Below are 25034 nucleotides of genomic sequence, written 5' to 3' on the forward strand. Positions count from 1 at the left end.
CTTCATGCCGATGAAGAGATTGACATCGCCAAAATCCGCTGGCAATCTGTGCGCCATCCATCGAGACCGGCTGAGGGACAGGCCCGAAGACGCCGGGGCAACCTGATGGAGCCGCTGCTCAACAAGCAGCGCTCTGTCGCGGTGCCAAGTCCTGCGGGGACCTGAGCGTCCACCGGAAGATGGTTGCGGATTCGTCGCCCAGGCGCGTTCCCGCTTCCGCCGACCTCCGCGTCGGCTTCTTCCAGTCTCCCCGCGCGCATCGATGGTTTATGCGGATCCCTCCGCAAAAGCCCGCACATCCCTGTGCGGACTTTTCAATAAACCGGATATCGCCATGAGCTTCGTCGACACCGCCGCGCAACCTCTCGCTTTCGATACCCCGCCGCTGCCCCTGCATGCGATTTCGTACGCCGGTACGGCCGGCGCGCAGGCGGTGCGCGGTCATGTCGAGATCGAACTGTCGATGCGCCATGCCGGAACGCGGCGTCTGCGCCTGTCCTACGAACTCGTGGGCACCGTCGGCGCACCCGTCACGTTCGTGGCCGGCGGCATTTCCGCGCACAAGCACGTCTCCTCCAACACCGTCTTCGCCGAGAAGGGATGGGCGGAAGGCCTGGCCGGCGCCGGCCGCACGCTCGATCCGGCGCGCAACCGCATCCTCGCCTTCGACTATGTCGGGACCGACGGCAAACTCGACGCACCGATCGACACCGTCGATCAGGCCGATGCGATCGCGGCGTTGCTCGACGTGCTCGGCATCGAGCGGCTGCGCGCCTTCGTTGGTTACTCCTACGGCGCATTGGTCGGATTGCAGTTCGCAGTGCGCCATGCCTCGCGCCTGCACAAGCTGATCGCGGTGAGCGGTGCGCATCGCGCGCATCCCTATGCCGCCGCGTGGCGCGCGTTGCAGCGCAAGGCCGTGGCGCTGGGCCAGTTGCAGTGCGCGGATGCGCAGGGTCTCTCGCTGGCGCGCCAGTTCGCGATGCTGAGCTACCGCACGCCAGAAGAATTCGCCGAGCGCTTCGACGCGCCGCCCGAAGTGGTCAACGGCCGCGTGCGCGTGGCCGCGGAGGATTATCTTGACGCTGCCGGTGCGCAGTACGTCGCGCGCACGCCGGTGACGGCGTGGCTGCGGCTGTCGGAATCGATCGATCTGCATCGCGTCGATCCGGCCGAGGTGCGCATTCCGACCACCGTCGTCGCCGTCGAAGGCGATCGCCTCGTCCCCCTGAGCGACTCCGTCGCCCTGGTTGAAGGCCTCGGCACTTACGGCCAGCTGCGCGTGCTGCGCTCGCCTTACGGCCATGATGCCTTTCTCAAAGAAACCGACCGCATCGACGCCATCCTGGCCGCGGCACTGCGCAACAAAGGAGACTCCGCATGAGCATCCGTGACAACGACAGCCGCGATACCAACGAGGGCGATGGGCGTACTCCCAACAGCGCCGCCCAAGCAACCCGCGCCGTGCGCGCCGGCATCGATCGCGATACCGCCTTCGGCGCGGTCACGCCGCCGATCGTGCTCTCCTCCAATTTCAGCTTCACCGGCTTCAACCAGAAGCGCCAGTACGACTACACGCGCAGCGGCAATCCCACGCGCGATCTGCTCGGCGAAGCGCTGGCCGAGCTCGAAGGCGGCGCCGGTGGCGTGGTCACCGCGACCGGCATGGGCGCGATCACACTTGTGTTGCATGCGCTGCTCAAGCCCGGCGATCGCCTGGTGGTGCCGCATGATGCCTACGGTGGCAGCTGGCGCCTGTTCAACGCATTGGCAAAGAAGGGCCATTTCGAGCTGATCACCGCCGATCTGACCGATCCCCGCTCGCTGGCCGATGCGCTGGCGCAGTCGCCGACGCTGGTGTTGATCGAAACGCCGTCCAACCCACTGCTGCGCATCACCGACCTGCGCTTCGTCATCGACGCCGCGCACAAGGCCGGTGCGCTGGCCGTGGTTGACAACACCTTCCTGTCGCCGGCATTGCAGCGGCCGATCGCCGATTTCGATGCCGATGTCGTGGTGCATTCCACCACCAAGTACATCAACGGCCACAGCGACGTGGTCGGTGGCGCGGTGGTGGCGAAGGATCCGGGCCTGCACGAGCAGTTCGTGTGGTGGGCGAACGCGCTCGGCATCACCGGCTCGCCGTTCGACAGCTTCCTCACGCTGCGCGGCCTGCGCACGCTCGATGCACGCCTGCGCGTGCATCAGGAAAACGCCACGGCGATCGCCGCGCAGCTCGATGCGCATCCGGCGGTGGCGAAGGTGTATTTCCCCGGTCTCGCCGACCATCCGGGCCATGCATTGGCCGCGCGCCAGCAGAAGGGCTTCGGCGCGATGCTGTCGGTCGAGCTGGATGGTGATGAGGATGTGGTCTGCGCCTTCATCGAAGGCCTGCAATGCTTCACGCTGGCCGAATCGCTGGGCGGTGTCGAAAGCCTGATCGCGCATCCGGCCACGATGACGCATGCGGCGATGACGCCGGAAGCACGCGCCGAAGCCGGCATCTCCGATGGGCTGCTGCGCCTGTCGGTCGGCATCGAAGCGCTGGACGATCTGCGGGCGGATCTCGCCGCGGCGCTGGATCGCGCGCAGGCGGCGATCGACCATAAACGTCTGAAACGGGTGGATGCGTGAGCTCCGTCGGCGTCCGTTCCGAATCCAGCGTGGTGGCAACCGCCGCGCGCGCGCCTCGCTTGACGCTGATCGGCACCGGCACGGTCGGCGCGGCGTTCGTTTCGCGCTGGCAGCGTCTTGCGGCGCGTGGCCTAGTGTTGCCGCGACTGGCGTTGCTGGCCAATTCGCGCGGCGCGTTCTCCTGCGAGGATGATCCGCATCATGCGTTGGAATTGGCGACACATGCGGATGATGCTCGACGTGATCCACAGAACGTCCGCGATGCGCATCTCGTTCAAGGCGACGTCGTCGTCGACGCGACGGCAAGCGAAGCCGTCGCCGCGCGCCATGCCGAGTGGGTGTCACACGGCGTGCACGTGGTGACCGCGAACAAGCTCGGCAACGGCGCCGATCTGCTGCGTGCGCAGGCGATCGTCCGCGCCGCGCGTGCGGGCGGCGCGCGCTACGGCGACGCAGCCACGGTCGGCGCGGGATTGCCGCTGCTGCGCTCGATCCGCGAACTGGTCGCCGGCGGCGATCACATCCATGCGGTGGAAGGCGTGTTGTCTGGCTCGCTGGCCTGGCTGTTCGATCGTTACGACGGTACGCGTGCGTTCTCCGGGCTCGTGCGCGAGGCGCGCGATGCCGGTTACACGGAACCGGATCCGCGGCAGGACCTGTCGGGCGAGGACGTGCGCCGCAAGCTGCTGATCCTGGCGCGCGCCGCCGGTCTGGCGCTGGAAGCGCACGAAGTCGAAGTGGCCTCGCTGGTCCCCGAATCCCTGGCGTCGGTCAGCGCGGATGCCGTGGATGCGAATCTCGAAGCGCTGGACGCGCCTTTGCTCCGGCATTTCCAGGAAGCCTCGCGCGCGGGCGCGAAGCTGCGTTTCATCGGACGTTTCGATGCCGAGCGCGCCAGGGTCGGATTGCAGGCGTTGCCCGCCGATCATCCCTTGTGCCTTGGCAGCGGCACCGACAACCGCGTCGCGATCCGCAGCGATCGTTATCGCGATCAGCCGTTGGTGATCCAGGGGCCGGGTGCGGGCGCGGAGGTGACGGCAGCCGCGTTGATCGATGATGTGCTGAGGATAGTCGTCTGATCTGCTTCCCCAGCCCTGCATCAGCAGTAAAGAGATCAGAAGCGACATTGAGATATTGGGCCGTCATTCCGGCGAAAGCCGGAATCCAGTTCTTCGGTGAACGACTGAAAAGCTGGACCCCGGCTTTCGCCGGGGTGGCGATTGGTTTTTTTGCGTTGTCTTGAAGAGGCGCCGGCCTGAAGCCGGCGCCTCTTTCGCTTTTGAACAAGTTCAGTCGCGGATTACTTCAGCCCATTGCTGATGGCAGTCGCCAGACTACCTTGCGCATCATCACCACTGAACTCCCAGAAGAACGCGCCGCCAAGGCTCTGCGCTTTCACGTAGGACATCTTCTCGGTGATCATTTCCGGCGTGTCGTAGCTCCAGAACGTCGTGCCGTTGTACTTCCAGCTCGCACGTGCGTTGGCGTCGATGTATATCGTGCCGGGCAGGTTCTTGAGCACCTTGTAGTCCTCGTTACCGGCCTCGTATGTGCCCGGCGCGGCACTGCCGTTCTGGTACAGGCCGTTGTTGGCGCTGGAGACGTTGGTCCAGCCACGGCCGTAGAAGCCGATGCCGAGATTGAGCTTCGACGCCGGCACGCCGCGCGAGAGGAAGCCTTCGATCGCGTCGTTGGAGTTGTAAAGGCGCTGGTCGCCGGTCGACGGATCGTTCGGCGAATCGAACAGCGCCGAATGATGATTGGTCTGCGGATCCCACGTGCCGTGGAAGTCGTAGGTCATCACGTTGATGTAGTCGAGCGAAGCCTGATACGCGGCGGGATCGGTGACGCGGATCTTGTCGATGCCGGCGCCGGCCGCGATGGTGAGCAGCAGGCCCGGACGCACCGCATCCAGCTGACGGCGGAACTCGGCCAGCAGCGCGGTGAAGTTCGCGTTGTCCTCGGGCGTGCCACAGCTCAGGCCGCAGGCGACCGGATATTCCCAGTCGATGTCGATGCCGTCGAACACGCCCGCCGCCGCGCCCGTGCCGCCGGCACCGTCGGTGACGGGCAGGTTGCCGCGGATGTAGGCGTCGATGCACGAAGCGACGAAGGCCTGGCGATTTTCCGGACGCGCCGCGCTGGAGAAGCCGCGCGACCAGGTCCAGCCGCCCAGCGAGATCAGCACCTTCAGGCCTGGATACTTGGCCTTGAGCTGCTTGAGCTGGTTCCAGTTGCCACGCAACGGCTGATCCCAGGTGTCGGAGGCGCCACTGACGCTTTCACCGGCCTGGAAGGCCTTCGTGTAATCGGCGAACGCATCACCGCCGGCACCGGTGTTTGGATCGGATGGCTGCGTCACGCCGACTTCGCAACGATTGTTGCGGACGTTGCCGAAGGCGTAGTTGATGTGCGTGAGCTTCGCCGCCGAGCCGCTGGTGTCGATGTTCTTCACCCGATAGTTGCGGCCGTAGATCCCCCACTGCACGAAGTATCCGATTACACGCTTGCTTCCGCCGCCACCGGAGGTCTTCGTGGTGGCGCTGATCTGCGTGCCTTGCGCGGACGCGTTGCCAGCGTTGTCGCGTGCACGCACGCGGTACGTGTACGTCGTGTTCGCGGACAAGCCCGCATCCGTGTAGCCGGTGGAAGTCGGCGATCCGACCAGGCCGCCGTTGCGATAGACGTCGTAACCGGCCACGCCGCTGCCGCCGGTGTTGTCCGTGGAGGCGCTCCAGCTCAGCGTGATGCTGCTTGAAGTCTGCGACGGCGACGACAGGCCCGCGGGCACGCTCGGTGCCGTGGTATCGCCGGACGGCGCATTGACGGTGATGCTCACCGCGGTGGACGTCTTCGTCGCGCCCTGGTTGTCCTTGGCGACGGCGGTGAAGCTATGGCTGCCGGCGCTGGCGTTGTTCCAGGTGACGCTGTACGGCGATGTGGTATCGACGCCGAGCGAAGCGCTGCCCCGGAAGAATTCCACTTGCGCGATGCTGCCGTCGCTATCGGACGCGTTGGCGCTGACGGCGATGTTGCTGCCGGTGGTGTGCGTGGAGCCGTTGGCAGGTGCAGTCAACGCCACCGTGGGTGGTTGGTTGCCGCCGGTGCCGCAAGCGCCAAGATCCTGATACCAGCCGCAGCTTGGACAATGCGTCGGTGGCGCGTTCCAGATCTGGATCTTCGCTTCGTACAGGCGGTTCTCGTAGACCAGCCGGTCACCCGGGTTGTAGATGGTCGAGGCGTTCCAGGCCGGTACGCCACTGCACGAAGCGGTTTGCGCGTGTGCGATTGGAATGGAGGCGATCAACAAGAGGAACGATGACAGTGTGCAACGTAATGCGTGTCTCATGAGCTTTCTCTCCCGTGCAAGTTCACGAACGCGTGCGTTGATCGGGGGCACGTCGCCTCGGCGACTACATCGGTTGCGGCGGCGCTTCCCCGGAGGGCATGGCGGCGAAAACCGTCGTGCGTGACAACGTTGTCAGAAGATTTCGTCGTTTAATGCGAAGTAATGCACGTTTTGCCTATGACAACGTTGGTTAGGAGCGGCATGTAAAAATGTGCGGATGCAGCGACGAAAAATCCGCGCGCAGTCCCGTCAATCGCGAGATGCGTTGCACACTTGGACAGGGCGGAAGCGGGTCATGACTGCTGCATGTCCCGGCGATGGCTTGCTGTTGGAGTGAAGCGGCACGCGGTTGTCTTCATCGATCCTGTCGTGGAATTTTCGAGGCGCGTGATCTGGCCGGAACCGCATTCGGAATGCTGGCGCGGAATCCATGGCATGCCTCGTCGCGCCGACGGGAGTCGTGCGGGCGTTTCTAGTGGACAGTCCGCAAGGCATTGAGCAGCGCGGCATTGAAGCGCTTCGGCGCTTCGACCTGCGGCGAGTGGCCGAGGTTGTCGAACTCGATCAATTGCGCGCCTGGGATCGCCGCCGCGGCGCGCTTGCCGAGAGCCGGATAGTCGCCGAGCTTCTCGCGCAACTCGGGCGATGCCAGATCCTTGCCGATCGCGGTGCGATCCCGTTGCCCGATGAACAAAGTGGTGGGAATTTTCAGATTCGGCAGTTCGTAGATGACTGGCTGGTTGAACACCATGTCCGAGGTCAGCGCCTGGTTCCACGCCACGCGATCGCCGCCGGGGCCGGCGTACATGCCCGCCAACATGCCGACCCAGCGATCATATTCCGGCTTCCACTTGCCGCCGTAGTACGTGGTCAGCTGGTACTGCTTGATGGTGTTGAAGCTGGTCTTCGTTTCGCGCGCATACCAGGTATCGACACTGCGCCAGGGCACGCCAAGCGCCTTCCAGTCCTCCAGGCCGATGGGATTGACCAGCAGCAGCTGTTCCACCGCATTCGGGTAGAGCAACGCGTATCGGATCGCCAGCATGCCGCCCATCGAATGGCCGACCACGGCCGCGCGCTCGATGCCGAGGGAATGCAGCAGCGCATGCGTGCTGTCGGCGAGCTGCGCCAGTGAGAACTGATAGCGCTCGGGCTTGCTGGATTTGCAGAAACCGATCTGGTCGGGTGCGATCACGCGATAGCCGGCCTTGGCGAGCGCCTGGAGGCTGGATTGCCACGTCGCCGCGCAGAAGTTCTTGCCGTGCAGCAGCACCACGACGCGGCCGTTGGGTTTTCTGGGCGCGACATCGAGATAGGCCATCGACAACGGCTGCCGCTGCGAGTCGAACGCGTAACGCTTCACTTCGTAGGGATAGTCGAACCCTTCCAGCTGCATGCCGTACCGAGGCGTGGCATCCATGCGTTCGGCGGCGAAGGTATTGCAGGGCAGCGCGAACAGCGCGGCCAGTACGAGGCGCGAAGCCAGGGTCATCACAGTCTCCGTGCAGAGTGGGCCGTGTGGAGCGAGGCGTGATGCTAACCCGAAGCGCATTCCTGATCGGCGAGCGCTTCGGATTGCAGCGTCAGGCGCGTTTCACGCCGTTCCAGGAAGATCGACAGCAGCAGCGCCAGCAACGCGACCGCCGCGATCGCCGCGCCGAGCAGGGGCAAACGCGTCAGTGAAACGCCGGCGCCGATCATCATGCCGCCGAGCCAGGCGCCGGTGGCGTTGCCGAGATTGAACGCGCCCTGGTTGATCGTCGAAGCCACGTTGGGCGCCTCGCGCGCCGTGTCGATCACGCGCGTCTGCGTGCCCGGACCGACCGAGAACGAGGCCACGCCCCAGACGAACAACGTGAGCAGGGTCGGGATCGGCGACTGGCTGGTCCAGGCGAACAGCGTCAGCACCACGATCACCGCCGCCAGCGAAATGCCGATCGCCGGCAGCAGACGCCAGTCGGCGAGACGGCCGCCGAGCAGGCCGCCGACGGTAATGCCGGTGCCGAAGATCAGCAGGATCCAGCTGTGATCGGATGTCGGCCAGCCGCTGACATCGCGCAGGATGTAGGCGATGTAGGTGAACACGCTGAACAGGCTGACCGAGGACAGCGTGCTGATCAGCAGCGCCAGCTGCACCTGCGGGCGCACCAGGCTGCGGAACTCGCGCACCAGGCCGCCGGAGGCGGTCATCGCGATCGTGCGCGGCAGCCAATGCCACAGCGCGGCCAGCGCGACCAGGCCGATGAGCACCACCGCCCAGAACGTCGCGCGCCAGCCGAGCCATTGCCCGAGCGCGGTGCCGAACGGCACGCCGAGCACGTTGGCGAGGGTGAGGCCGGTGAACATGATCGCGACCGCTTGCGCGCGGCGGTTCGGTGGCACCAACTGGGCGGCAACCACCGCGCCGATGCCGAAGAAGGCGGCGTGACAGAACGCGGTGATCACGCGCGCCACCATCAGCGTGTTGTAGCCCGGCGCCAGCGCGCACAGGGCGTTGCCGAGGGTGAACAGCGAGATCAGCGCCAGCAGCGCCGCGCGACGCGGCCAACGCGCGGTGAGGATGGCCAGGATCGGCGCGCCAACAGCCACGCCCAGGGCGTAGCCGGAAACCAGCATGCCGGCGCTTTGCGCGCTCACGTCGAGGTCGGCGGCGACGTCGGGGAGCAGGCCCATGATGACGAATTCGGTGGTGCCGATGCCAAAGGCGGCGGCCGAGAGCGAGAGCAGGGGGCGTTGCAGGAGCGGGTTTTGCTGCATTGCAGCATGGTACGCCGGAATCGTGATCGCGCGAACACGAATACGTATGCGCCGATGCGATGCTGTTTTCCGATGACGCTCGCGTGGTTTGACCCGGTCTTCACCTGACGCCGCATCGCCACAAACGGGCTTTGGCACCGCCACGAAGGCCTTGTCGGCGCCGTGTCGTGCTTCTGTCGTGGTGCCATCCTGCCGTGTGGACTAGCTTTCGGACGTTTCTTATCATCGCCGGGAGCGATCATCGTGATTCCAGCAATGAACGTCGACAAGGATCTGATCAAGCAGCTGCGCGAGGAGCGGGCCTGGTCGCAGGAGCATCTGGCGGCCGTCACCGGCTTGAGCGCGCGCACCATCCAGCGCCTGGAAGCGGACGGGAAGGCGTCGCATGAGTCCAGGCTGGCGCTGGCCGCCGCCTTCGGCGTCGAACCCGTCGAGCTCAATGCGGTCGAAGACGCGGCGGACACGAGCCGGCCGGGGCAGGCGCGGCAGGACGCCGAATCGCCGGTGCTGGTGCAGCATCAGCACAGCCTCAGTCCCGAAGTCATGAGAGCGGTGCTGGTGGCCTGCGCGCTGGCGGCGATCTACGTCCTCTACGATTTTGGTCAGGTGTTCGGGAAGGCCCTGTACTACGCGACCCACTGAGACCGCGGCTCAGGATGTCCGCTCTAGCGGATGGTTTCCCTTGCCCAGCGTTTGATCGTCTCGGCGCAAACATCGTGTCTGGTCAGGAACAGGCAGTGCGGCCCGTCGATTTCGGTGAGCGTTGCTTGTGGCAGCGCCGCCCGCATGGTTTTCCAGCTCGTGCGGGAAATTATCCGGTCGTGCCTCGCCAGGAGATACAGCATCGGCACGGAAAGATTCCTTAGTGAGCCGAGCGCATCGACGCGCGTCGCTTCCAGGATGCGCCGGCGGATGACATGCGGCTCCACGGTGCGCAAGGCCTTGTCCAGGCGTGCGCGATATTCGTGGGTCGTCCATCGTCCCATCATGAAGAACGACAGCAGCGCCTGCGGCATCCGCTGGACGGGCAGATGGGAGACGATCCGCCCGAGCGCGGCGCTGGGGATGGACAAGCCTGGCGGCCGCGGTGCTTTCGCGAACGACGCGGCGAGCACGAGTCCGAGCAATCTTTCCGGATGCGTCTGCGCAAGACGGACGGCGACCGGTCCGGAAAACGACTCCGCGATCAGAAGACATTTGCCCTGCGCGGGCAGCGCGTCCTCGGCGATCCGGCTCAAGGCGTCGTAGCCGAGCGCGCGGTCGACGGGATACGACACGGCTTCGGCGGCGATTTCCGGCGCGAGTCCGGCAACGAAATCCGAGAGCAGTTCGCCGGTCCCATCCATGCCCGGCAGGACCAGCGCGCGGATCATCCGCTCAGCACTCGATGACGTTCACCGCCAGTCCGCCGCGGCTGGTTTCCTTGTACTTGTCCTGCATGTCGCGGCCGGTGTCGCGCATGGTCTTGATCACCTTGTCGAGGCTGACCTTGTGCTTGCCATCGCCGCGCAGGGCCATGCGCGAGGCGTTGATCGCCTTCACCGCGCCCATCGCGTTGCGTTCGATGCAGGGGATCTGCACGAGGCCACCGATCGGGTCGCAGGTGAGGCCGAGGTTGTGTTCCATGCCGATCTCGGCGGCATTCTCGATCTGGCTCGACGTGCCGCCGAGCGCGGCGGTGAGTCCCGCGGCGGCCATCGAGCAGGCCACGCCGACTTCGCCCTGGCAGCCGACTTCCGCGCCGCTGATCGAGGCGTTTTCCTTGTAGAGAATGCCGACCGCGGCGGCGGTGAGCAGGAAGTCGAACACGCCCTTCTCGTTTGCGGCCGGACAGAAGCGATCGTAATAGTGCAACACCGAGGGCAGGATGCCGGCGGCACCATTGGTCGGCGCGGTGACGACGCGGCCGCCGGCGGCGTTTTCCTCGTTCACCGCCAGCGCGTAGAGGTTCACCCAGTCGAGCACGGTGAGCGGATCGCGCATCGCCGCTTCCGGTTTGGTGGACAGCTCGGCGTGCAGTGACGGCGCGCGGCGCGAGACGTGCAACCCGCCCGGGAGCGTGCCGGTTTCGCGGATGCCGCGCGCGACGCAGCTTTGCATTGCAGCCCACAGCTCGCGCAATCCGGCAACGATCTCGGTTTCGCTGCGCCAGGACTTTTCGTTCTCGAACATCAGCTGCGCGATGCTCAGTCCGCTTGCACGCGCCTGCGCTAGCAATTCTTCGCCGGTGTGGAATGGATAGGGCAACGGCGTGGTGTCGGCGACGATGCGGTCTTCCGCGGCTTCGTCCTGGTTGACCACGAAACCGCCGCCGACGGAGTAGTAGTCGCGCGTGGCGATCAGTTCGCCGTTGCCGTCGAAGGCGGAGAAGCGCATGCCGTTGGTGTGGTAGGGCAGTTTCTGACGCTTGTTCATCACCAGGTCGCGTTTCTCGTCGAACGCGACCGGCTGCGTGCCGGCGAGCTGGATGCGCTTCTCGCCACGGATGCGTATGAGCGCGTCCGGGATGATGTCGGGGTCGATCTCGTTCGGCAGATGTCCTTCCAGGCCCATCAGCACCGCCTTGTCTGTGCCGTGGCCGCGGCCGGTGAGCGCGAGCGAGCCGAAGACTTCGGCGCGGATGCGGGCGACGTCCTGAAGGCGGTCGGGTTGGGTCAGCCAGCGATCGACGAAACGCGCCGCCGCGCGCATCGGCCCGACGGTGTGCGAGGAACTCGGCCCGATGCCGATCTTGTAGAGGTCGAAGGTGCTGACTGCCATCGCGCTATTCTAATCCCACGCGCTGGGACTCCGTGTTGCGGTGCGCGATGTTTTCACACGGGATCACCGCATGCCGGACGGCCGCATCTCTCTCATCCTCTACCAGCGCGACGACTGCCAGCTGTGCGATCTGGCGCTCGAGGTGTTGGCGGTGGCGCGCGTGCCCGATTTCGAGAGCGTCTTCATCGACGACGATGCCGATCTCGAACAGCGCTACGGAGCGCGCGTGCCGGTCTTGCAGGATCGGGGAACGGGCAGGGAACTGGATTGGCCGTTCGATCCAGGCCAGTTGCAAGCCTTTCTGCTGGCCGGGTGAGTCGCGGGCGAAACGAGGAGGCGGTCGCAAAGCCCGTGGAATCGCCGGAGTAAGCTCGCGCTCCAGGATTGGGGGATGCCGGATGCGTCGAGTGATTTCGTGGATATTGGCCATGGCGTGGATCACGCCGGGCCAGGCGGCCGCGCCTGCGGCGACCGAACAGGCGTTGCAACGCATGCATGCGCAGTTCGTCGAGGCGTTTGTCGACAGCGAGGGATTCGGCGTGACCCGATCCCCGCCGATGATGCGGCTGATGATGAAAAACAGCGGCATGGCCGTGGGCGATACCGGCCTGTGCGTGATGAGCGTCGAGCTGATCGGCATCGCCAAGCACGATCCGCCGGTGGTCTATCCGCCCAGTCCGTTCTCGGGGTTCCAGCACACCGATCGCAACGAGGACAGCCCGTCGGGCGGCGAGACGCGCGACCTGACGGCGTCGGAGCGCGAGGCCGTGCGCATGCTGTCGGAAGGATGGCAGCTCATCGTGAAGTCGGAAGGCGACGAGGTGCGGGTGACGGGGCCGATCCGGGCGCGATCGTCCTGCCTGGAATGCCACAAGCAGCGGAGAACCGGCGACGTACTGGGGGCGCTCGGCTATCGCATGGGCAAGTTGATCGGGCCTGCCGGTTCGCAGTTCTGCGGGCAATACGCCAGCGTATCGCAGGACCCGCCGGAGCCCCTTCCTCCAGAGCCGCTACCTTGAGAGTGGCGCGGAGATAGTCCCGCGAAGACCGTGCCGTGAAAATCCGCCCATCACCTGATGGCGATGGGCGGCTGTTGCCGCGTTACTTCGCCGGCGTCAGCAGCACCTTGGTGCTGACCGCGACTTCGTTCGGAATCGTGTCGGTATCGGTCCAGTCGCCGCCACCGACGCCGAAATCCAGGCGCTTCACGGTGGCCTTGCCGCTGAGCGTCGGCTTGGCGCCGGGCGTCCAGGTGAAGGTGAGGGTGACCGGCTTGCTTACGCCGCGCAGGCTCAAGGTGCCGTCGGCGGCGTACTGGTTGCCGCCGAGACTGCGGAACTTGCTGGCCGTGTAGCGCGCCTGGGCGAATTTCGCCACGTTGAAGAAGTCCGCGCCCTGCAGCGTGCTGTCGCGATCGTTGTTGCCGGTCTTGGCGCCGGCCAGCGGGATCGTCACGTCGAGCTTCGCTGTCGCCAGATTGGCGGGATCGAAGCTGAGCTTGGTGGCGAAGCCCGGGAAGGTGCCGGTGAACACTTCACCGTCGTACTTGCTGGCGAAGGCGAGCGTCGAGCCGGAGGCCTGCACGTAGTCGGCGGCGAATGCACTGCCAACCGACGCGGACATCATCGCGACCAAAGCGGTGGCGACGGCCAGGGGCGAATTGAAATTACGGGACATGATCGGGTTCCTGGGAGGGCGTTTGCGGGAGAGTCCTGGAGCGCCTGCGCGGCAGCATGCGCGTCAGCGTGTCGTCTTTCTGGAACAGGTGGTGATAGAACGCGGCGCCCGCGTGCAGGACGACCAGCGCGACCAGCACCCAGAACAGCCAGACGTGCGCACCATGAGACAAGTCGCGGATCGATTCGTTCGGCCCGCTGAGCTTGGGCATCGTGATCAGCCCGAACAGCTTGAACGGACGCAGGCCGCTGGCCGAGTCGTACAGCCAGCCGGACAGCGGCATCGCCAGGATCAGCGCGTACAACACCCAGTGCGTGAGCGAAGCGATGCGTTCCTGCCAGTGCGGCGTACCCGGCACGGGCTTGGGCGCACCTGCGTACAGGCGCCAGCCCAGCCGCACCAGCACCAGGGTCAGCACGGTGATCCCGAACGATTTGTGCAGGGTGTAGACCCAGAAATATTTCGGTGTCTTCGGCAGCTCGGTCATCGTCAGTCCGACGACGGCGAGGCAGAGGATCAGCAGCACGATCAGCCAATGGAGTGTCTGGCTGACCGCGCCCCAGCGATCGGAGGTGTTCTTCAGGGTCATGGCGTCGGCTCTGGCTCTGTAGTGGGTTCGTTCGATGGGGGCGTGGGGTTGGGAATGTCTTGCTCGGTGTCAGGTGCGTCGTCCGACTTGTTGTCATCTTCCTGATGCCGGGTTCCGCGCGTGCGCGTCGCCTCGGCCTCGATCCGCAGTTCGACGCCGTCACCGATCACGCTCGGCCAGGCCGTGATGCCGAATTCCTTGCGGCTGAGCGTCGCCGTCGCCGAAAAGCCGGCGGTGCGGCGGAACGGCGGCAGGGGATGCCGCTTCAAGGCGTTGAGTTTCACGTCCAAACAGACCTCCCGAGTGACGCCCCGCAATTGCAGGTTGCCACAGACAGAGGCGGCATCAGGGGCTTTCGGTTCGATCCGGGTCGAGGTGAAAGTCGCGGTCGGATGGTCCTTGGCATCCAGCAGGTTGGAGGCGAGGGCAGCACGGTTCCATTTTTCGTCGCCGAGATCGAGGCGGTCCAATGGAACGCTGACTTCGAGTTTTGTGGTATTCCAATCTTCCGGATCGAAGGCGAGCGTGCCGGTGCTGCCGGAGACGGTGCCGATCGCGTTGGAGAAACCGGCATGTGAAATCGCGAACATGACGCGGGTATGCACGGGGTCCAGACGGTAGTGTGCGATGTCCGCTTCTGCCGCCACGGCAGTCTGCGCGCCGGCCAGGACCAGCAGGCCGAGCAGAGACCGTGGCGGGAGCAGGCGAGGGAACATCGTGGGTGTCCGGGAGGATGGCGACGGGACGAGTCTAGTCCGGCGCGCATGAACATGCCGGCGTGGATGCCCGTTGCCATGGTTGCACCGACAACGCTGTGTTGCGAGCATGTCTCGTGAACGGCCGTTTAAATGTGATGCCGGAATCAGGATGGGGCACCGCGCCCGCGCGCGGATCGTCGACGATCGAGACGATCCGAGTCGAGACGAGCTGATATCCGGCATTCCGGCAACGCGAGGGGAACGAATGAGACTGCGCGTTGCGATCGGTGTGCTGCTGCTTGCCTTGACGATGATCGGGCAGGCCTTGGCCGCGTTGCCGGAAACACCGCGCTTCCGGCGCTTTGGCCCCGAGCAGGGGCTGCCGCTCACGGCCTGGGACATCGCGCTGGATCGGCAGGGTTATCTGTGGATCGCGACCTCGGACGGCCTGGCCCGGTACGACGGTGTCGATTTCAAACTGTGGCGGCGCACCCTCGGCCAGCCCGGGTCGTTGCCGGAAAACGATACGGTTGCCGTGCTGGTGGATGCGCTGGATCGGGTCTGGGTGGCCGGTTGTTCCAGCCTGAGCCGGCTTGGCCGCGATCGGCACGAGTTCGTGCGCGTCAATGTTCCGGTCAGCGACAGCGGTTGCTCGGTGGATGGCACCGTGCTGGCCGCTACACCCGACGGTTCGGTCTGGGTGGGCATCACGAACGGTGATCTGTATCGGGTCGATCGATCCGAACAGATCACGCGCTTCAGGCCTGGAGAGGGCATCGCGAAACAATTGCCCGGAGGCCGCGTCAAGGCGTTGTTGGTGGATGCGAAAGGGCGGTTGCTGATCGCCAGCGGGAAAGGCCTGGCGCGTCATGAAGATGGCAAGTTCGCGCGCGTCGGTGAAGACGTGCTGGCGGGCGTGCCGATCGGTGCGCTCTCGAAGGACAGTAAAGGCAAGATCTGGATCGGCAGCGAACAGGGGCTGTATTACCTCACCGACAAGGATGCCTACGAAAGGGCGCCGTGGCCGATGGCGGCCAACAGCCGGAATGCGATCGTGGAGCGCGACCAGGGCGGCGGTTATTGGATCGGCTCCAGCGACGGCCTCCATCGCATCGACAACTACGGGCACGAGCATTTCCTGGAAGGCGACGTCGGCGACGGGATCTGGGACAAGCAGAGTGGCGTGCTGCGGATGCGCCAGGACAACGAGGGCGGCATCTGGTTCACCACCTATTCCCAAGGTGTGATCTACCTGCCGCCCGACTGGAATCGCTTCACGTCGATCATCAAGGCCGACGGCACGCCGCTGGAAAAGCTGGACATGCGCGATATCACGTCGGACGGCGACGGCGGGTTCTGGGTCGCTTCGATCTACGATCTGTACTGGCTCAAGCGCGGCAGCAGCATGCTCGTGCATGAAGCGGACATGCGCGATTTCGGTGCGGACGTCATCAATTCGATCTACATCCGCGACGACGGCAGCATCTGGGTGGCCTACGGCAGCGGCCTGCTTCTGTACGACCCCAAGCGCAATGGGGTCAGGCCGGGCCCCTGGGATGGCAGCCGGCCCATCGACGCCTCGGTCTGGTACATGCACGAAGAGCCGGGCGGCACGCTCTGGCTGTCGTTCGCCAATGGCCGTACCCGGCGCTATCACCCCTCCGGTGAAGCGTATCCGGAAGGCGACGCGGAAAAACTGATCAATAGCTACGGCGTGAACGGAGCGAGATTCTCCGCGGCCTCCGACGGCACGCTTTGGTATGCCGGCGCGGATGGGCTCTACCGCTTGCAGTCGGGACGTTTCGTGCTCGTGCCTGGTGGACGTATTCCGGACATCTCGGCTTTCCGTTTTGCGGGACCGCACCAGTTGTGGCTGGCGCGCCGGGGCGCCGTCGAGACCTATCGTTGGGATGGCCGCGAGCTCGCACTCGAATACAGCCTGACCCATGCGGACGGGCTCCCGGATGTCGACATCGGAGACATCTGCATCAGCACGAAGAACCGCGGCTGGCTGGCGACCGCACGTGGGCTCTGGCTGTATTCGCCCGAGCGCGACAGCATCCGCATGTTTGGTGCCGGTAGTGGCTTGCCCGATCCCAACCTGCTGTTGACCAACCTGCAAGTCGGCGCGGATGCGACCGCGGCCGCGCTCTCCAACAACTCGGTGATCCTGTTCGACCTCGACATGCAGATGACGAAGGCCGAGCCGCCTCGTCTTTCGCTGGAAAGCGTCAGCGTGCGGCGCGAGGAGGACGAATGGCCGCTCGATCCTTCGGCCAACGTAATCGAACTGTTGCCGGGGGATCGCGACCTGCGCATCGTGGCGCGTCTGCTGTCCTTCGTCGATCCGCGTTCGCACGCCTATCGTTTCAAGCTGGAAGGTTACGACCCGGACTGGGTGTCGCCCGACAACAGCAACGGCGAGCGTGTCTTCTCGCATCTGGAACCCGGACAGTACCGCCTCGTGGTGCAGGCCGCGGGTGTCGACGGCATCTGGTCGCAGCCGCGCGGCTTCGCGCTCGACGTGCCTTATCCGTGGTGGCGCACTTCCTGGGCCTATCTTGCATACGGGCTCATCGTGTTGCTCTGGTTCTGGATCGCCACGCGGCTGTACCAGCGGCGCCTGCGGCGCAGAAGCGACTGGCAGCTGCATCAGAAAAAGCGCGAGCTGGCCGAACAGGCGTCGGAAGCCAAGACGCGCTTCCTCGCCACGCTCGGGCACGAGGTGCGCACGCCGATGACCGGCGTGCTCGGCATGAGCGAGCTGCTGCTCACTACCCATCTCGATGACAGGCAGCGCGGCTACACCGAATCGATCCATCGCGCGGGTGACCATCTCATGCGACTGGTCAACGACGCGCTCGATCTCGCGCGCATCGAAGCCGGCAAGCTCGAACTGGACGCGCAGCCGACGGAGTTGCGCGCATTGCTCGACGACGTGATCGATCTGATGGGCCCGATGGCGCGTCAGCGCGGGCTCGAATTCAAGACGGTGATCGCGCCGGACGTGCCGGCCTGGATTCGCGGCGATTCGGTGCGGCTGCGCCAGATCCTGCTCAATCTGCTCGGAAACGCGATCAAGTTCACCGAGCGCGGCGAGGTCGGCCTGCGCGTGGAAACGACGGCGGGCGGCGTGCGTTTCATCGTCAGCGATACCGGTCCGGGCCTCAGCGAAGAGCAGCGCGGTCGCCTGTTCCGCCGCTTCGAGCAGGCCGAGGGGATGCGCACGGCCTCGCGTTATGGCGGCAGCGGGCTGGGGTTGGCGATCTGCCAGGAACTCGCCGCGGCGATGGGAGGCAGCATCGGGGTCGAAAGCAGCCTGGGGCAGGGCACGCGCTTTCTCGTCGAGCTGCCTTTGTCCGGCGTCGATGCGCCGGAACTCGTGCCGGAGGCGCCCGCGAGCGTGGAAGGCAGGCGTGCATGCGCGGTCTGCGATCTGCTCCTGGTCGAGGACGATCCCACCATCGCCCAGGTCATCGCCGAACTGCTGCGTGCGCAAGGACATCGCGTGGTGCACGTCGCGCATGGATTGGCGGCGCTCACCGAGATCGCGAGCCGGCATTTCGATCTCGCCCTGCTCGATCTCGATCTGCCCGGCATCGATGGCCTCGCGCTGGCACAGCAGTTGCGCGCGCAAGGCTTCAGGCAACCCATGATCGCGGTGACGGCACGCGCCGACGCCGATGCGGAACCGGCGGCGCGCGAGGCGGGATTCGACGGATTCCTGCGCAAGCCGGTGACCGGCGAAATGCTGGCGGATGCGATCGATGCCGCGCTCACGCAGGCGCAGCCCGCTTCCTAGCGCCTTTTGATTCGCCCCTCTCCCGCTTGCGGGAGAGGGGGCTCAAAGATCAGCGCGCGCTGTGGGCGTGTACTTCATCCACCAGTACGGTGACGTGTTCCGGATTCATGTCCGGCGACATGCCGTGGCCAAGATTGAAGACATGGCCGTCGCGCGAACCGCCGTTGCCGGCCGCATAGCTGTCGAGCGCGTTGCGCACCTGCGTGCGGATCGCATCGGGCGCGCCGTACAGCATCGTCGGATCAAGATTGCCCTGCAATGCGACCTTGCCCTGCGTGCGCCGCGCGGCCTCGGAGAGTTCCACCAGCCAGTCCACGCCGAGGGCCTCCGCGCCGGAGGCGGCCAGCTCTTCGAGATAGGGCGCGTTGCCCTTGCCGAACACGATCAGCGGCGTGCGCTCGGCGCCTGCGCCACGTTCGAGTTCGCGTGCGATGCGAGTCAGATATGGCAGCGAGAACTCGCGATACATCGCGGGACTCAACGCGCCGCCCCAGGTATCGAACACCTGCAAGGCCTGCGCGCCCGCCGCTCGCTGCGCCGAGAGATAAGCGATCACCGCGTCGGTGTTCACCGACAGCAGCGCATGCAGCGCGGCCGGATCGTTCAGCGCGAGCGCCTTGATCGTGGCGAAGTTCTCGCTGCCGCCGCCTTCCACCATGTAGCAGGCCAGTGTCCACGGGCTGCCGGAGAAGCCGATCAGCGGCACGCGCCCATCGAGTTCACGACGGATCAGCCGCACCGCATCCATCACGTAGCGCAGCTCGGTTTCCATGTCGGGCACGGCCAGGCGCGCGATGGCGGCGGCATCGCGCACGGGCGAGTGGAATTTCGGGCCTTCGCCTTCGACGAAATACAGGCCGAGCCCCATCGCGTCGGGCACGGTGAGGATGTCGGAGAACAGGATCGCGGCATCCAGATCGAAGCGTGCCAGCGGCTGCAGCGTGACCTCGCAGGCGATCTCCGGATTCTGTGCCATGGCGAGGAAGCTGCCGGCGCGCTGGCGCGTGGTGCGATATTCGGGCAGATAGCGGCCGGCCTGGCGCATCAGCCAGACGGGGGTGCGGTCGACGGGCTCGCGGCGCAACGCGCGAAGGAAACGATCGTTCTTCAAGGTCATGGATATTTTGAGGAAAAGAAGACGGGGGCGAGGGGCGTGGCTGCCATCCGTGGCGCGACGATACGTGCTTCGGAGACTCCGGCCCGTCCATCCATGGCCGGGCGCTCGGCAGCGCGTGAACTGCCGGCAGGGCAGTTCACGAGCGTGCCGCCTCGCCCACGCCTTGCGCGAACATCAGTTGGAACCCGCGCTTGATCAATTGATCGCGGGCATGTTCGAGCGCGGCGATCGCGCTGGCCTGATCGAGATGCTGCTCGCGCCGGATCTGGCTGCGGCCGCCGATCTGGCCGGATTCGCGCAGCAGCGTCCACCCGCCCAGCAGGTCGGGTTGCAGCATCAGTTGCACGAAGCGTGGCGCTTCGCGGCCGTCGGGCCGTTGTTGCAGGAGCAGGCGCATGGTGCGGATTGTAGGGCAGCGGCCTCGCCGTTCCGCGTGAGGCGCGTTTTCACGAGTTACCCGCGATCGGAGTCAGGCCTCGCGGAATTCCCGGCGGTACACGGACGGCGAGGTTTTCAGCACCGCCGCGAAGCGCTGGCGCAAGGTCGTGGCCGAGCCGAAGCCGGACTGCGCGGCGATCGCTTCGAGCGGCAGTCGCGAGGTTTCCAGCAATCGTTGCGCGCGGGCCAGACGCTGGTTGAGCAGCCACTGGCCGACGGTGGTGCCGGTGGCCTGACGGAAGCGCCGGGTGAAGGTGCGGCGGCTCATCAGCGCGCGCGCGGCCAGGCTGTCGAGGTCGTGCGACTGCTCCAGGTGCGCCAGCGCCCAGCTCAGGGTCGCGCCGAGCCGGTCGTCGTCGGGCGAGACGGGCAGCGGCTGGTCGATGTACTGCGCCTGGCTGCCCTGCCGGTGCGGCGCCAGCACCAGGCGCCGCGCGATGCGATTGGCGACATCGGCACCGTGATCGCGGCGCAGCAGGTGCAGGCAGCAGTCGAGCGCGGCGGCGGTGCCGGCCGAGGTGACGATGTCGTCCTCGTCGACGTAGAGCACGTCGCGTTGCAGCGACACGCGCGGATAGCGCGCATGGAAATGCGGGCTCCAGGCCCAGTGGGTGGTGGCGGGGCGGCCGTCGAGCAGGCCGGCCTCGGCCAGCACGTAGGCGCCCAGGCACAGGCTGACGATACGCGCGCCGCGTGCATGTGCACGCCGCAGCGCGACCAGCAGCGGTTCCGGCGGGCGTTCCTCGATGTCGCGCCAGGACGGCACGATCACCGTGTCGGCGCCGCGCAGGCCCGACAGGCCATGACGGGTATGGATGCTGAAACCCGCCTCGGTGCGCAGCGGTCCGGGTTCCGCGGCGCAGACGCGGAGGTCGTAGCGCGGCAGTTCCTCGTCACCATGGTCCTTGAACACCAGGCACGGCGCGGACAGATGGAAGGGGCTGATGCGGTCGAAGGCGATGACCGCGACTCTGGCGGCAGTGGGAGGATTGGTCATGACCCGATTCTATCGAATATTGTCATTCGGGCCACTATCGGCAGGGGCATGAGATTTCCAGAATGGCGCCATCCACTGCTTCCCTGGAGTTCCCCCATGAATGCCTTGCTCGACAACCTCGCGCCCACCGAAACATCGGTCGGCCTCACCCTGATCGGCGGTCCGACCGCCCTGATCGAAATCGACGGCTTCCGCCTGCTGACCGACCCGACCTTCGATCCCCCCGGCCTGTTCCAGAAGCAGCCCGTGCACATGGAAAAGACGGAAGGGCCGGCGATCGCGATCGACGACATCGGCCCGGTGGATGCCGTGCTGCTCAGCCATGACCAGCACCTGGACAACCTGGACCGTTCCGGACGCGGCCTGCTGGCGAAGGCGGTCGCCACGTTCACCACCGTGGATGGCGCGCAGCGCCTGGGCGGCAACGCGCGTGGATTGCAGCCGTTTGAAACCGTCGAGTTCGCGAACCGGTCCGGTGACAAACTGTTCGTCACCGGCGCGCCGGCCAGGCATGGGCCGGCAGGCATCGAACCGATTTCCGGCGAAGTGATCGGCCTTCTGATCGGTCGCGAGCAACCAGGTGACGCGATCTATGTCACCGGCGACACCGTCTGGTACGACGGCATCGCCGAAATCGCACGGCGCTATTCGCCGAAGTTGGTCATCGTCTTCACCGGTTCGGCGAAACCGCGCGGGCCGTTCCGGATGACGATGGACAGCAACGACGCCATCGAAACCGCGCACGCGTTTCCCGAGGCCAGGATCGTCGCCGTGCACAACCGTGGCTGGGCGCATTTCAAGGAGTCGCAGGCGGATCTTGCCTTCAGCTTCGACACGCTCGGCATCGGCGCGCGCCTGATCTCGCTGGAGCCGGGCAAGCGCGTCGAACTGGCGCTGCCGCTCTGAACCGCAGACGCGAGCGAAGCTCATGAAAATCATCCGGAGCCGCGAGTTCACTGCCGATCGTCCCTGGGGCGCGTTGGAGATCGCCAACATGCAGGGCATCACCACGCGCCTGCACTGGACGGATCAGCCCTATCCGTGGCACGTCAACGATGGGCAGGAAGTCTTCGTCGTTCTCGACGGCGCCGTCGAGATGCGCTATCGCGAAGAGGGCCAGAAAAACGTCGTCGTTCTACAGCCTGGCGATGTGTTCCATGCCCAAGAGGGGCTGGAACATGCCGCGCATCCCGTGGGACAGGCACGCATCCTGGTGATCGAGAGGGCGGGCAGCGTTTAACCTGCCCGCAGCGCCGCGAGCACGGCGTCTTCCGCGACATCCGCGACCACGCGCGCGCGCCCGATGCCGTCCCAGAGCACGAAGCGCAGGCCGCTGGCCTGCGCCTTCTTGTCCAGGCGCATGTGCGCGAGCAGCGCCCCGGCGTCGAGCGATTCCGGCAGCGAAACGGGGAGCCCGAAACGTTGCAGCAGCGCGCGCAGGATCTCGACGTCGGCCTCGGAAGCCAGGCCAAGCGTTCGCGACAGCCGCGCCGCCAGCACCATGCCGATTGCCACCGCTTCGCCGTGGTTGAAGTTGTCGTTGTCGGGGCTGGCGTAGCCCCCGCTTTTGGAAGCCTGCTCCGTCTCGATGGCGTGACCGAAGGTATGGCCGAGATTGAGCAGGGCGCGATCGCCACGCTCGAACGGATCGCGTTCGACGATCGCCGCCTTGTGCGCGCAGCTGCGCGCGATGGCTTCGGCGAGAGCGTTGTCGTCGCCGGAGAGCAGCGCGTCGGCGTTGGCGTCCAGCCAGTCGAGAAAGGGCGCGTCGGCGATCGCGCCATACTTGATCACTTCGGCGAAACCGGCCCGCAATTCGCGCGCGGGCAACGTGCGCAAAGTGGCCGTGTCGGCGAGCACCGCGCGCGGCGGATGGAAGGCGCCGACCAGATTCTTGCCGTGCGGCAAATCGACCGCGGTCTTGCCGCCGACCGAGGAATCCACCATCGCCAGCAGCGTGGTCGGCAACTGCACACAATCGATGCCGCGCATCCAGCAGGCCGCGGCGAAACCGGCGAGGTCGCCGACCACGCCGCCACCGAGCGCGTACATGCAGGCATCGCGCGTGGCGCCAAGCGTGGCGAGCGTATCGACGGCGCCGCCGAAATTCGCCAGCGTCTTCGACGATTCACCGGGCGGGATCACATGCGATTCGATTCGCGCATCCGGGCGCCGGCTGCGCAGGGCTTCCGTCACGGCCTGCCCGTAGAGCGGCGCGACGTGACCATCGCTGACAACGAGGGCGTGACGACCGCGCAGGTGCGCGGCAAGAAGCGCGCCGTCACCGAGTAGCCCCGGCGCGATGGTGATGGTGTAGGGCTGCGTGCCGCCAACGGCGACCGTGCGTCTGTCTGTCATGCGTTCATGCCTGCGTCTCGCGCCGCACCGGGGTCGATGCTGGTCGTGTGCCGCCAATGGGTGTCCAGGAGATGTCCGAGTTTCGAAGCGGCTTCGGCCGTCGTCAGTGCATCGGTGTCGAAACGCAGGTGCGAGGCCTCGACGTACAGCGGCTCGCGCGCTTCCGCCAGACGCTTCAGCACGGCCTCGCGATCGGGGCCGGCCAGCAACGGCCGCGTGCGGTCGCGCGCCAGCCGTTCGAGCTGCTGTTCGACGCTGACATGCAGGTGCACCACGAAGCCGCGCTCACGCAATAGCCGGCGCGTCTGCGCATCGAGCACGGCACCGCCGCCGGTGGCGATCACGGTATCGCTGGCGTTCATCAGTTCGGCCAGGGTGGCGCGCTCGCGCTCGCGGAATCCCGCTTCCCCCTCGCACTCGAAGATGGTGTTGATGCTGACGCCGGTGCGCGTTTCGATCTCGCGGTCCGCATCCACGAACACCAGCCCGAAGCGCTCGGCCAGGCGGCGGCCGATGGATGACTTGCCGGAGCCCATCGGACCGACCAGGACCAGGTTCGGCGCCGAGTCGCCGCGCGCAGCCGGCAAGGCCGCGCCAGGGGCGGTGGCGCGGTCGGTGTCGCTGTCGGAATTGATGTCGGAATCGGGGGTGGGATTGGGGCCGGAACACATGCCACGCATGCTAGCAGCGAATGCGCACGGCAAGCGTTCTCTTAACACCGTCAGGCTTAGGGTAGGCGTCCCCGGCGAATCGCCGCCCCAGACAGGAGACTCCCATGTCCGTCGCCAAGGTCATCGAACTCAACGCTTCCTCCAACGTCAGCATCGAGGATGCGGTCAAGCACGGCCTGAAGAAAGCTTCCGAAACGGTGAAAGGCATCAAGGGGGTATGGGTGAACGAGATCAAGGCGGTCACCGACGATGCCGGCAACATCACCGAGTGGCGCGTCAATCTGCGCATCACCTTCCTCGTGCAGTGATTGATCGAGTGCCGTGACTGCGCGACGGGCGCAGTCACGGCATGATCCCGCGTCCGGCATCCAGCCGGATGACGGTGTCGGCGATACCCGGCAGCGTGCGCAAGGCCTGCCGGCTGGTGCGTTCGAAGAACTGCACGAAGCGTTCGACCTGCGCCCGCGACATCGCCTGGTGTTGCGGCTGTGCCGCTTGCGGCGCCTGATTTTGAAGAGCGCGCTCTTGTTGCCAGCGCCATTCCGGCACCACATCGAACCCGGGACCTTGCAGGAACAGCAGGCGGTCGATGCATGCCCAGAGCGCCGGGTAATCGCGGCCGAGCGCGTCGTTGCAATGGCGGCGCCAGCGGCCGTCGCCGTCCTCGTCGCGTTCGAGCGCGTTGATCGGCGCCACGAGCTCGGCCTCGGACTGTGGCGGGGTCTTCAGGAACCAGCCTTCGAAGATCGTCAGAACCCGCTCTTGTCCAGGAGCCGCCCCTTCGACATGCGGCCATCGCGACGCCGGCAGGCGCCGGTCGGCGAGCTTGTCGAAGCGTGGCAGCCGCACCGGACGGCCCGCGCGCAGGGCGTCCAGCGTCTCCCGCGCGAGCGCGAGATCGTGCGTGCCCGGCGGGCCGCGTGTGGCGAGCAGCGGATGTACCTCGCGGCCGAGCCGTTCGCGGTCGTCATGATCCAGGTAGAAATCATCGATGGAGACCACGGCGGCGCGCCTGCCCCGGGAGGCGGCGAGCGCCGCGACCTGCGCCGCCAGCGTCGACTTGCCGCTGCCCTGCAGTCCGGCGATGGCGTAAACGGCGGTGCCGTCATGCGTCAAGATATCGTCAAGAACGCTCGCAACGACGTTTTCGGGATAGCCAAAGGGATGCGCAGACGCTTCCATCGCGC

General features: G+C 66.0%; 24 protein-coding genes and 1 riboswitch. Of the genes, 10 read left to right on the forward strand and 14 right to left on the reverse strand.

Features of this window, described 5'->3' with window-relative positions; translation table 11 throughout:
• The first annotated feature begins 54 nt into the window (after positions 1-54).
• Positions 55-186: riboswitch (SAM riboswitch) on the forward strand.
• A 148-nt stretch (positions 187-334) separates the two neighbouring features.
• From metX to AC1RNP_RS04620, 3 genes are read left to right on the forward strand one after another with little or no spacing between them, the layout of a single operon-like run.
• Positions 335-1384: a homoserine O-succinyltransferase MetX gene (gene metX / locus AC1RNP_RS04610; RefSeq protein ID WP_493050069.1), complete on the forward strand. Its 1050-nt coding sequence runs from the start codon at positions 335-337 to the stop codon at positions 1382-1384.
• Positions 1381-2634: an O-succinylhomoserine (thiol)-lyase gene (locus AC1RNP_RS04615; RefSeq protein ID WP_493050070.1), complete on the forward strand. Its 1254-nt coding sequence runs from the start codon at positions 1381-1383 to the stop codon at positions 2632-2634. The genes metX and AC1RNP_RS04615 overlap by 4 nt, the downstream gene beginning before the upstream one ends.
• Positions 2631-3713 (forward strand): homoserine dehydrogenase family protein, encoded by a 1083-nt coding sequence (locus AC1RNP_RS04620; protein ID WP_493050071.1) that lies wholly within the window; start codon positions 2631-2633, stop codon positions 3711-3713. Before AC1RNP_RS04615 ends, AC1RNP_RS04620 begins: the two co-directional genes overlap by 4 nt.
• Before the next feature lie 221 nt (positions 3714-3934).
• On the opposite strand, the gene AC1RNP_RS04625 is transcribed toward AC1RNP_RS04620, so the two are convergent.
• The 3 genes from AC1RNP_RS04625 to AC1RNP_RS04635 all read right to left on the reverse strand — a co-directional run bounded on the left by AC1RNP_RS04625 (position 3935) and on the right by AC1RNP_RS04635 (position 8740).
• Positions 3935-5983 (reverse strand): glycosyl hydrolase family 18 protein, encoded by a 2049-nt coding sequence (locus AC1RNP_RS04625; protein WP_493050072.1) that lies wholly within the window; start codon positions 5981-5983, stop codon positions 3935-3937.
• 472 nt (positions 5984-6455) lie between these two features.
• Complete coding sequence (locus AC1RNP_RS04630; RefSeq protein WP_493050289.1) at positions 6456-7403, reverse strand: alpha/beta fold hydrolase; 948 nt, start codon at positions 7401-7403, stop codon at positions 6456-6458.
• Positions 7404-7519: 116 nt separating this feature from the next.
• A complete protein-coding gene (locus AC1RNP_RS04635) occupies positions 7520-8740 on the reverse strand; it encodes an MFS transporter (RefSeq protein ID WP_493050073.1) in 1221 nt (406 codons plus the stop codon).
• Positions 8741-8995: 255 nt separating this feature from the next.
• Between AC1RNP_RS04635 and AC1RNP_RS04640 the strand changes: the two genes are divergently transcribed.
• Positions 8996-9382, forward strand: coding sequence for a helix-turn-helix domain-containing protein (locus AC1RNP_RS04640; protein WP_493050074.1), 387 nt, complete (start codon positions 8996-8998; stop codon positions 9380-9382).
• Between the two features lie 23 nt (positions 9383-9405).
• Here AC1RNP_RS04640 and AC1RNP_RS04645 read toward each other — a convergent pair whose 3' ends face one another.
• Positions 9406-10113, reverse strand: coding sequence for an alpha/beta fold hydrolase (locus AC1RNP_RS04645; RefSeq protein WP_493050075.1), 708 nt, complete (start codon positions 10111-10113; stop codon positions 9406-9408).
• A 4-nt stretch (positions 10114-10117) separates the two neighbouring features.
• Positions 10118-11500 (reverse strand): L-serine ammonia-lyase, encoded by a 1383-nt coding sequence (locus tag AC1RNP_RS04650; RefSeq protein WP_493050076.1) that lies wholly within the window; start codon positions 11498-11500, stop codon positions 10118-10120.
• 85 nt (positions 11501-11585) lie between these two features.
• Between AC1RNP_RS04650 and AC1RNP_RS04655 the strand changes: the two genes are divergently transcribed.
• Positions 11586-11816: a glutaredoxin family protein gene (locus AC1RNP_RS04655; RefSeq protein WP_493050290.1), complete on the forward strand. Its 231-nt coding sequence runs from the start codon at positions 11586-11588 to the stop codon at positions 11814-11816.
• Between the two features lie 112 nt (positions 11817-11928).
• Complete coding sequence (locus AC1RNP_RS04660) at positions 11929-12519, forward strand: hypothetical protein (protein WP_493050077.1); 591 nt, start codon at positions 11929-11931, stop codon at positions 12517-12519.
• An 82-nt stretch (positions 12520-12601) separates the two neighbouring features.
• On the opposite strand, the gene AC1RNP_RS04665 is transcribed toward AC1RNP_RS04660, so the two are convergent.
• Genes AC1RNP_RS04665 through AC1RNP_RS04675 form a run of 3 tightly spaced genes read right to left on the reverse strand, consistent with a single transcriptional unit; the run spans position 12602 to position 14482 of the window.
• Positions 12602-13177, reverse strand: coding sequence for a YceI family protein (locus tag AC1RNP_RS04665; RefSeq protein ID WP_493050078.1), 576 nt, complete (start codon positions 13175-13177; stop codon positions 12602-12604).
• The gene (locus AC1RNP_RS04670; protein ID WP_493050079.1) at positions 13167-13766 is read right to left on the reverse strand and encodes a cytochrome b; all 600 of its coding nucleotides are present in this window, start codon (positions 13764-13766) and stop codon (positions 13167-13169) included. The genes AC1RNP_RS04665 and AC1RNP_RS04670 overlap by 11 nt, the downstream gene beginning before the upstream one ends.
• Positions 13763-14482, reverse strand: a complete 720-nt coding sequence (locus AC1RNP_RS04675) for a YceI family protein (protein ID WP_493050080.1) — start codon at positions 14480-14482, stop codon at positions 13763-13765. The genes AC1RNP_RS04670 and AC1RNP_RS04675 overlap by 4 nt, the downstream gene beginning before the upstream one ends.
• 247 nt (positions 14483-14729) lie before the next feature.
• On the opposite strand from AC1RNP_RS04675, the gene AC1RNP_RS04680 reads away from it, so the two are divergent.
• Positions 14730-18266, forward strand: a complete 3537-nt coding sequence (locus tag AC1RNP_RS04680; RefSeq protein WP_493050081.1) for a sensor histidine kinase — start codon at positions 14730-14732, stop codon at positions 18264-18266.
• 49 nt (positions 18267-18315) lie between these two features.
• Here the strand turns inward: AC1RNP_RS04680 and hemE are convergent, their stop codons facing one another.
• The 3 genes from hemE to AC1RNP_RS04695 form a co-directional block, all read right to left on the reverse strand.
• Positions 18316-19383 carry a uroporphyrinogen decarboxylase gene (hemE, locus tag AC1RNP_RS04685; RefSeq protein ID WP_493050082.1) on the reverse strand — a complete coding sequence of 356 codons (1068 nt, stop codon included), beginning with the start codon at positions 19381-19383 and terminating at the stop codon, positions 18316-18318.
• Between the two features lie 136 nt (positions 19384-19519).
• Complete coding sequence (locus tag AC1RNP_RS04690; RefSeq protein ID WP_493050083.1) at positions 19520-19780, reverse strand: WGR domain-containing protein; 261 nt, start codon at positions 19778-19780, stop codon at positions 19520-19522.
• 72 nt (positions 19781-19852) lie between these two features.
• Positions 19853-20818 (reverse strand): helix-turn-helix domain-containing protein, encoded by a 966-nt coding sequence (locus AC1RNP_RS04695; protein WP_493050084.1) that lies wholly within the window; start codon positions 20816-20818, stop codon positions 19853-19855.
• Between the two features lie 96 nt (positions 20819-20914).
• Here AC1RNP_RS04695 and AC1RNP_RS04700 point away from each other — a divergent pair, with 96 nt between their 5' ends.
• Together AC1RNP_RS04700 and AC1RNP_RS04705 are read left to right on the forward strand one after the other, a co-directional pair.
• The gene (locus AC1RNP_RS04700) at positions 20915-21724 is read left to right on the forward strand and encodes an MBL fold metallo-hydrolase (protein WP_493050085.1); all 810 of its coding nucleotides are present in this window, start codon (positions 20915-20917) and stop codon (positions 21722-21724) included.
• A 22-nt stretch (positions 21725-21746) separates the two neighbouring features.
• Entirely contained in the window at positions 21747-22058 is a 312-nt protein-coding gene (locus tag AC1RNP_RS04705) for a cupin domain-containing protein (RefSeq protein ID WP_493050086.1), read from the forward strand.
• Here the strand turns inward: AC1RNP_RS04705 and aroB are convergent.
• Positions 22055-23176, reverse strand: coding sequence for a 3-dehydroquinate synthase (gene aroB, locus AC1RNP_RS04710; RefSeq protein WP_493050087.1), 1122 nt, complete (start codon positions 23174-23176; stop codon positions 22055-22057). The genes AC1RNP_RS04705 and aroB overlap by 4 nt on opposite strands.
• Positions 23173-23847, reverse strand: a complete 675-nt coding sequence (locus AC1RNP_RS04715; RefSeq protein ID WP_493050088.1) for a shikimate kinase — start codon at positions 23845-23847, stop codon at positions 23173-23175. The genes aroB and AC1RNP_RS04715 overlap by 4 nt, the downstream gene beginning before the upstream one ends.
• 104 nt (positions 23848-23951) lie before the next feature.
• On the opposite strand from AC1RNP_RS04715, the gene AC1RNP_RS04720 reads away from it, so the two are divergent.
• Positions 23952-24155 carry a dodecin family protein gene (locus AC1RNP_RS04720; RefSeq protein ID WP_493050089.1) on the forward strand — a complete coding sequence of 68 codons (204 nt, stop codon included), beginning with the start codon at positions 23952-23954 and terminating at the stop codon, positions 24153-24155.
• 34 nt (positions 24156-24189) lie between these two features.
• Here the strand turns inward: AC1RNP_RS04720 and AC1RNP_RS04725 are convergent, their stop codons facing one another.
• Positions 24190-25029: a kinase gene (locus AC1RNP_RS04725; protein ID WP_493050090.1), complete on the reverse strand. Its 840-nt coding sequence runs from the start codon at positions 25027-25029 to the stop codon at positions 24190-24192.
• Between the last annotated feature and the right edge of the window lie 5 nt (positions 25030-25034).

This window comes from Luteimonas sp. GW821-FHT14E02 (assembly GCF_058803905.1).

Bases quoted from the DNA above. Each gene is read 5' to 3' on its own strand.
- AC1RNP_RS04670 (WP_493050079.1), bottom strand. From the start codon at position 13,766: ATGACCCTGAAGAACACCTCCGATCGCTGGGGCGCGGTCAGCCAGACA.
- AC1RNP_RS04645 (WP_493050075.1), bottom strand. From the start codon at position 10,113: ATGATCCGCGCGCTGGTCCTGCCGGGCATGGATGGGACCGGCGAACTG.
- AC1RNP_RS04615 (WP_493050070.1), top strand. From the start codon at position 1,381: ATGAGCATCCGTGACAACGACAGCCGCGATACCAACGAGGGCGATGGG.
- AC1RNP_RS04705 (WP_493050086.1), top strand. From the start codon at position 21,747: ATGAAAATCATCCGGAGCCGCGAGTTCACTGCCGATCGTCCCTGGGGC.
- hemE (WP_493050082.1), bottom strand. From the start codon at position 19,383: ATGACCTTGAAGAACGATCGTTTCCTTCGCGCGTTGCGCCGCGAGCCC.
- AC1RNP_RS04720 (WP_493050089.1), top strand. From the start codon at position 23,952: ATGTCCGTCGCCAAGGTCATCGAACTCAACGCTTCCTCCAACGTCAGC.
- AC1RNP_RS04660 (WP_493050077.1), top strand. From the start codon at position 11,929: ATGGCGTGGATCACGCCGGGCCAGGCGGCCGCGCCTGCGGCGACCGAA.
- AC1RNP_RS04675 (WP_493050080.1), bottom strand. From the start codon at position 14,482: ATGTTCCCTCGCCTGCTCCCGCCACGGTCTCTGCTCGGCCTGCTGGTC.
- AC1RNP_RS04690 (WP_493050083.1), bottom strand. From the start codon at position 19,780: ATGCGCCTGCTCCTGCAACAACGGCCCGACGGCCGCGAAGCGCCACGC.
- aroB (WP_493050087.1), bottom strand. From the start codon at position 23,176: ATGACAGACAGACGCACGGTCGCCGTTGGCGGCACGCAGCCCTACACC.
- AC1RNP_RS04665 (WP_493050078.1), bottom strand. From the start codon at position 13,177: ATGTCCCGTAATTTCAATTCGCCCCTGGCCGTCGCCACCGCTTTGGTC.
- AC1RNP_RS04630 (WP_493050289.1), bottom strand. From the start codon at position 7,403: ATGGATGCCACGCCTCGGTACGGCATGCAGCTGGAAGGGTTCGACTAT.
- AC1RNP_RS04715 (WP_493050088.1), bottom strand. From the start codon at position 23,847: ATGTGTTCCGGCCCCAATCCCACCCCCGATTCCGACATCAATTCCGAC.
- AC1RNP_RS04650 (WP_493050076.1), bottom strand. From the start codon at position 11,500: ATGGCAGTCAGCACCTTCGACCTCTACAAGATCGGCATCGGGCCGAGT.
- metX (WP_493050069.1), top strand. From the start codon at position 335: ATGAGCTTCGTCGACACCGCCGCGCAACCTCTCGCTTTCGATACCCCG.
- AC1RNP_RS04695 (WP_493050084.1), bottom strand. From the start codon at position 20,818: ATGACCAATCCTCCCACTGCCGCCAGAGTCGCGGTCATCGCCTTCGAC.
- AC1RNP_RS04700 (WP_493050085.1), top strand. From the start codon at position 20,915: ATGAATGCCTTGCTCGACAACCTCGCGCCCACCGAAACATCGGTCGGC.
- AC1RNP_RS04625 (WP_493050072.1), bottom strand. From the start codon at position 5,983: ATGAGACACGCATTACGTTGCACACTGTCATCGTTCCTCTTGTTGATC.
- AC1RNP_RS04725 (WP_493050090.1), bottom strand. From the start codon at position 25,029: ATGGAAGCGTCTGCGCATCCCTTTGGCTATCCCGAAAACGTCGTTGCG.
- AC1RNP_RS04635 (WP_493050073.1), bottom strand. From the start codon at position 8,740: ATGCAGCAAAACCCGCTCCTGCAACGCCCCCTGCTCTCGCTCTCGGCC.
- AC1RNP_RS04680 (WP_493050081.1), top strand. From the start codon at position 14,730: ATGAGACTGCGCGTTGCGATCGGTGTGCTGCTGCTTGCCTTGACGATG.
- AC1RNP_RS04640 (WP_493050074.1), top strand. From the start codon at position 8,996: ATGAACGTCGACAAGGATCTGATCAAGCAGCTGCGCGAGGAGCGGGCC.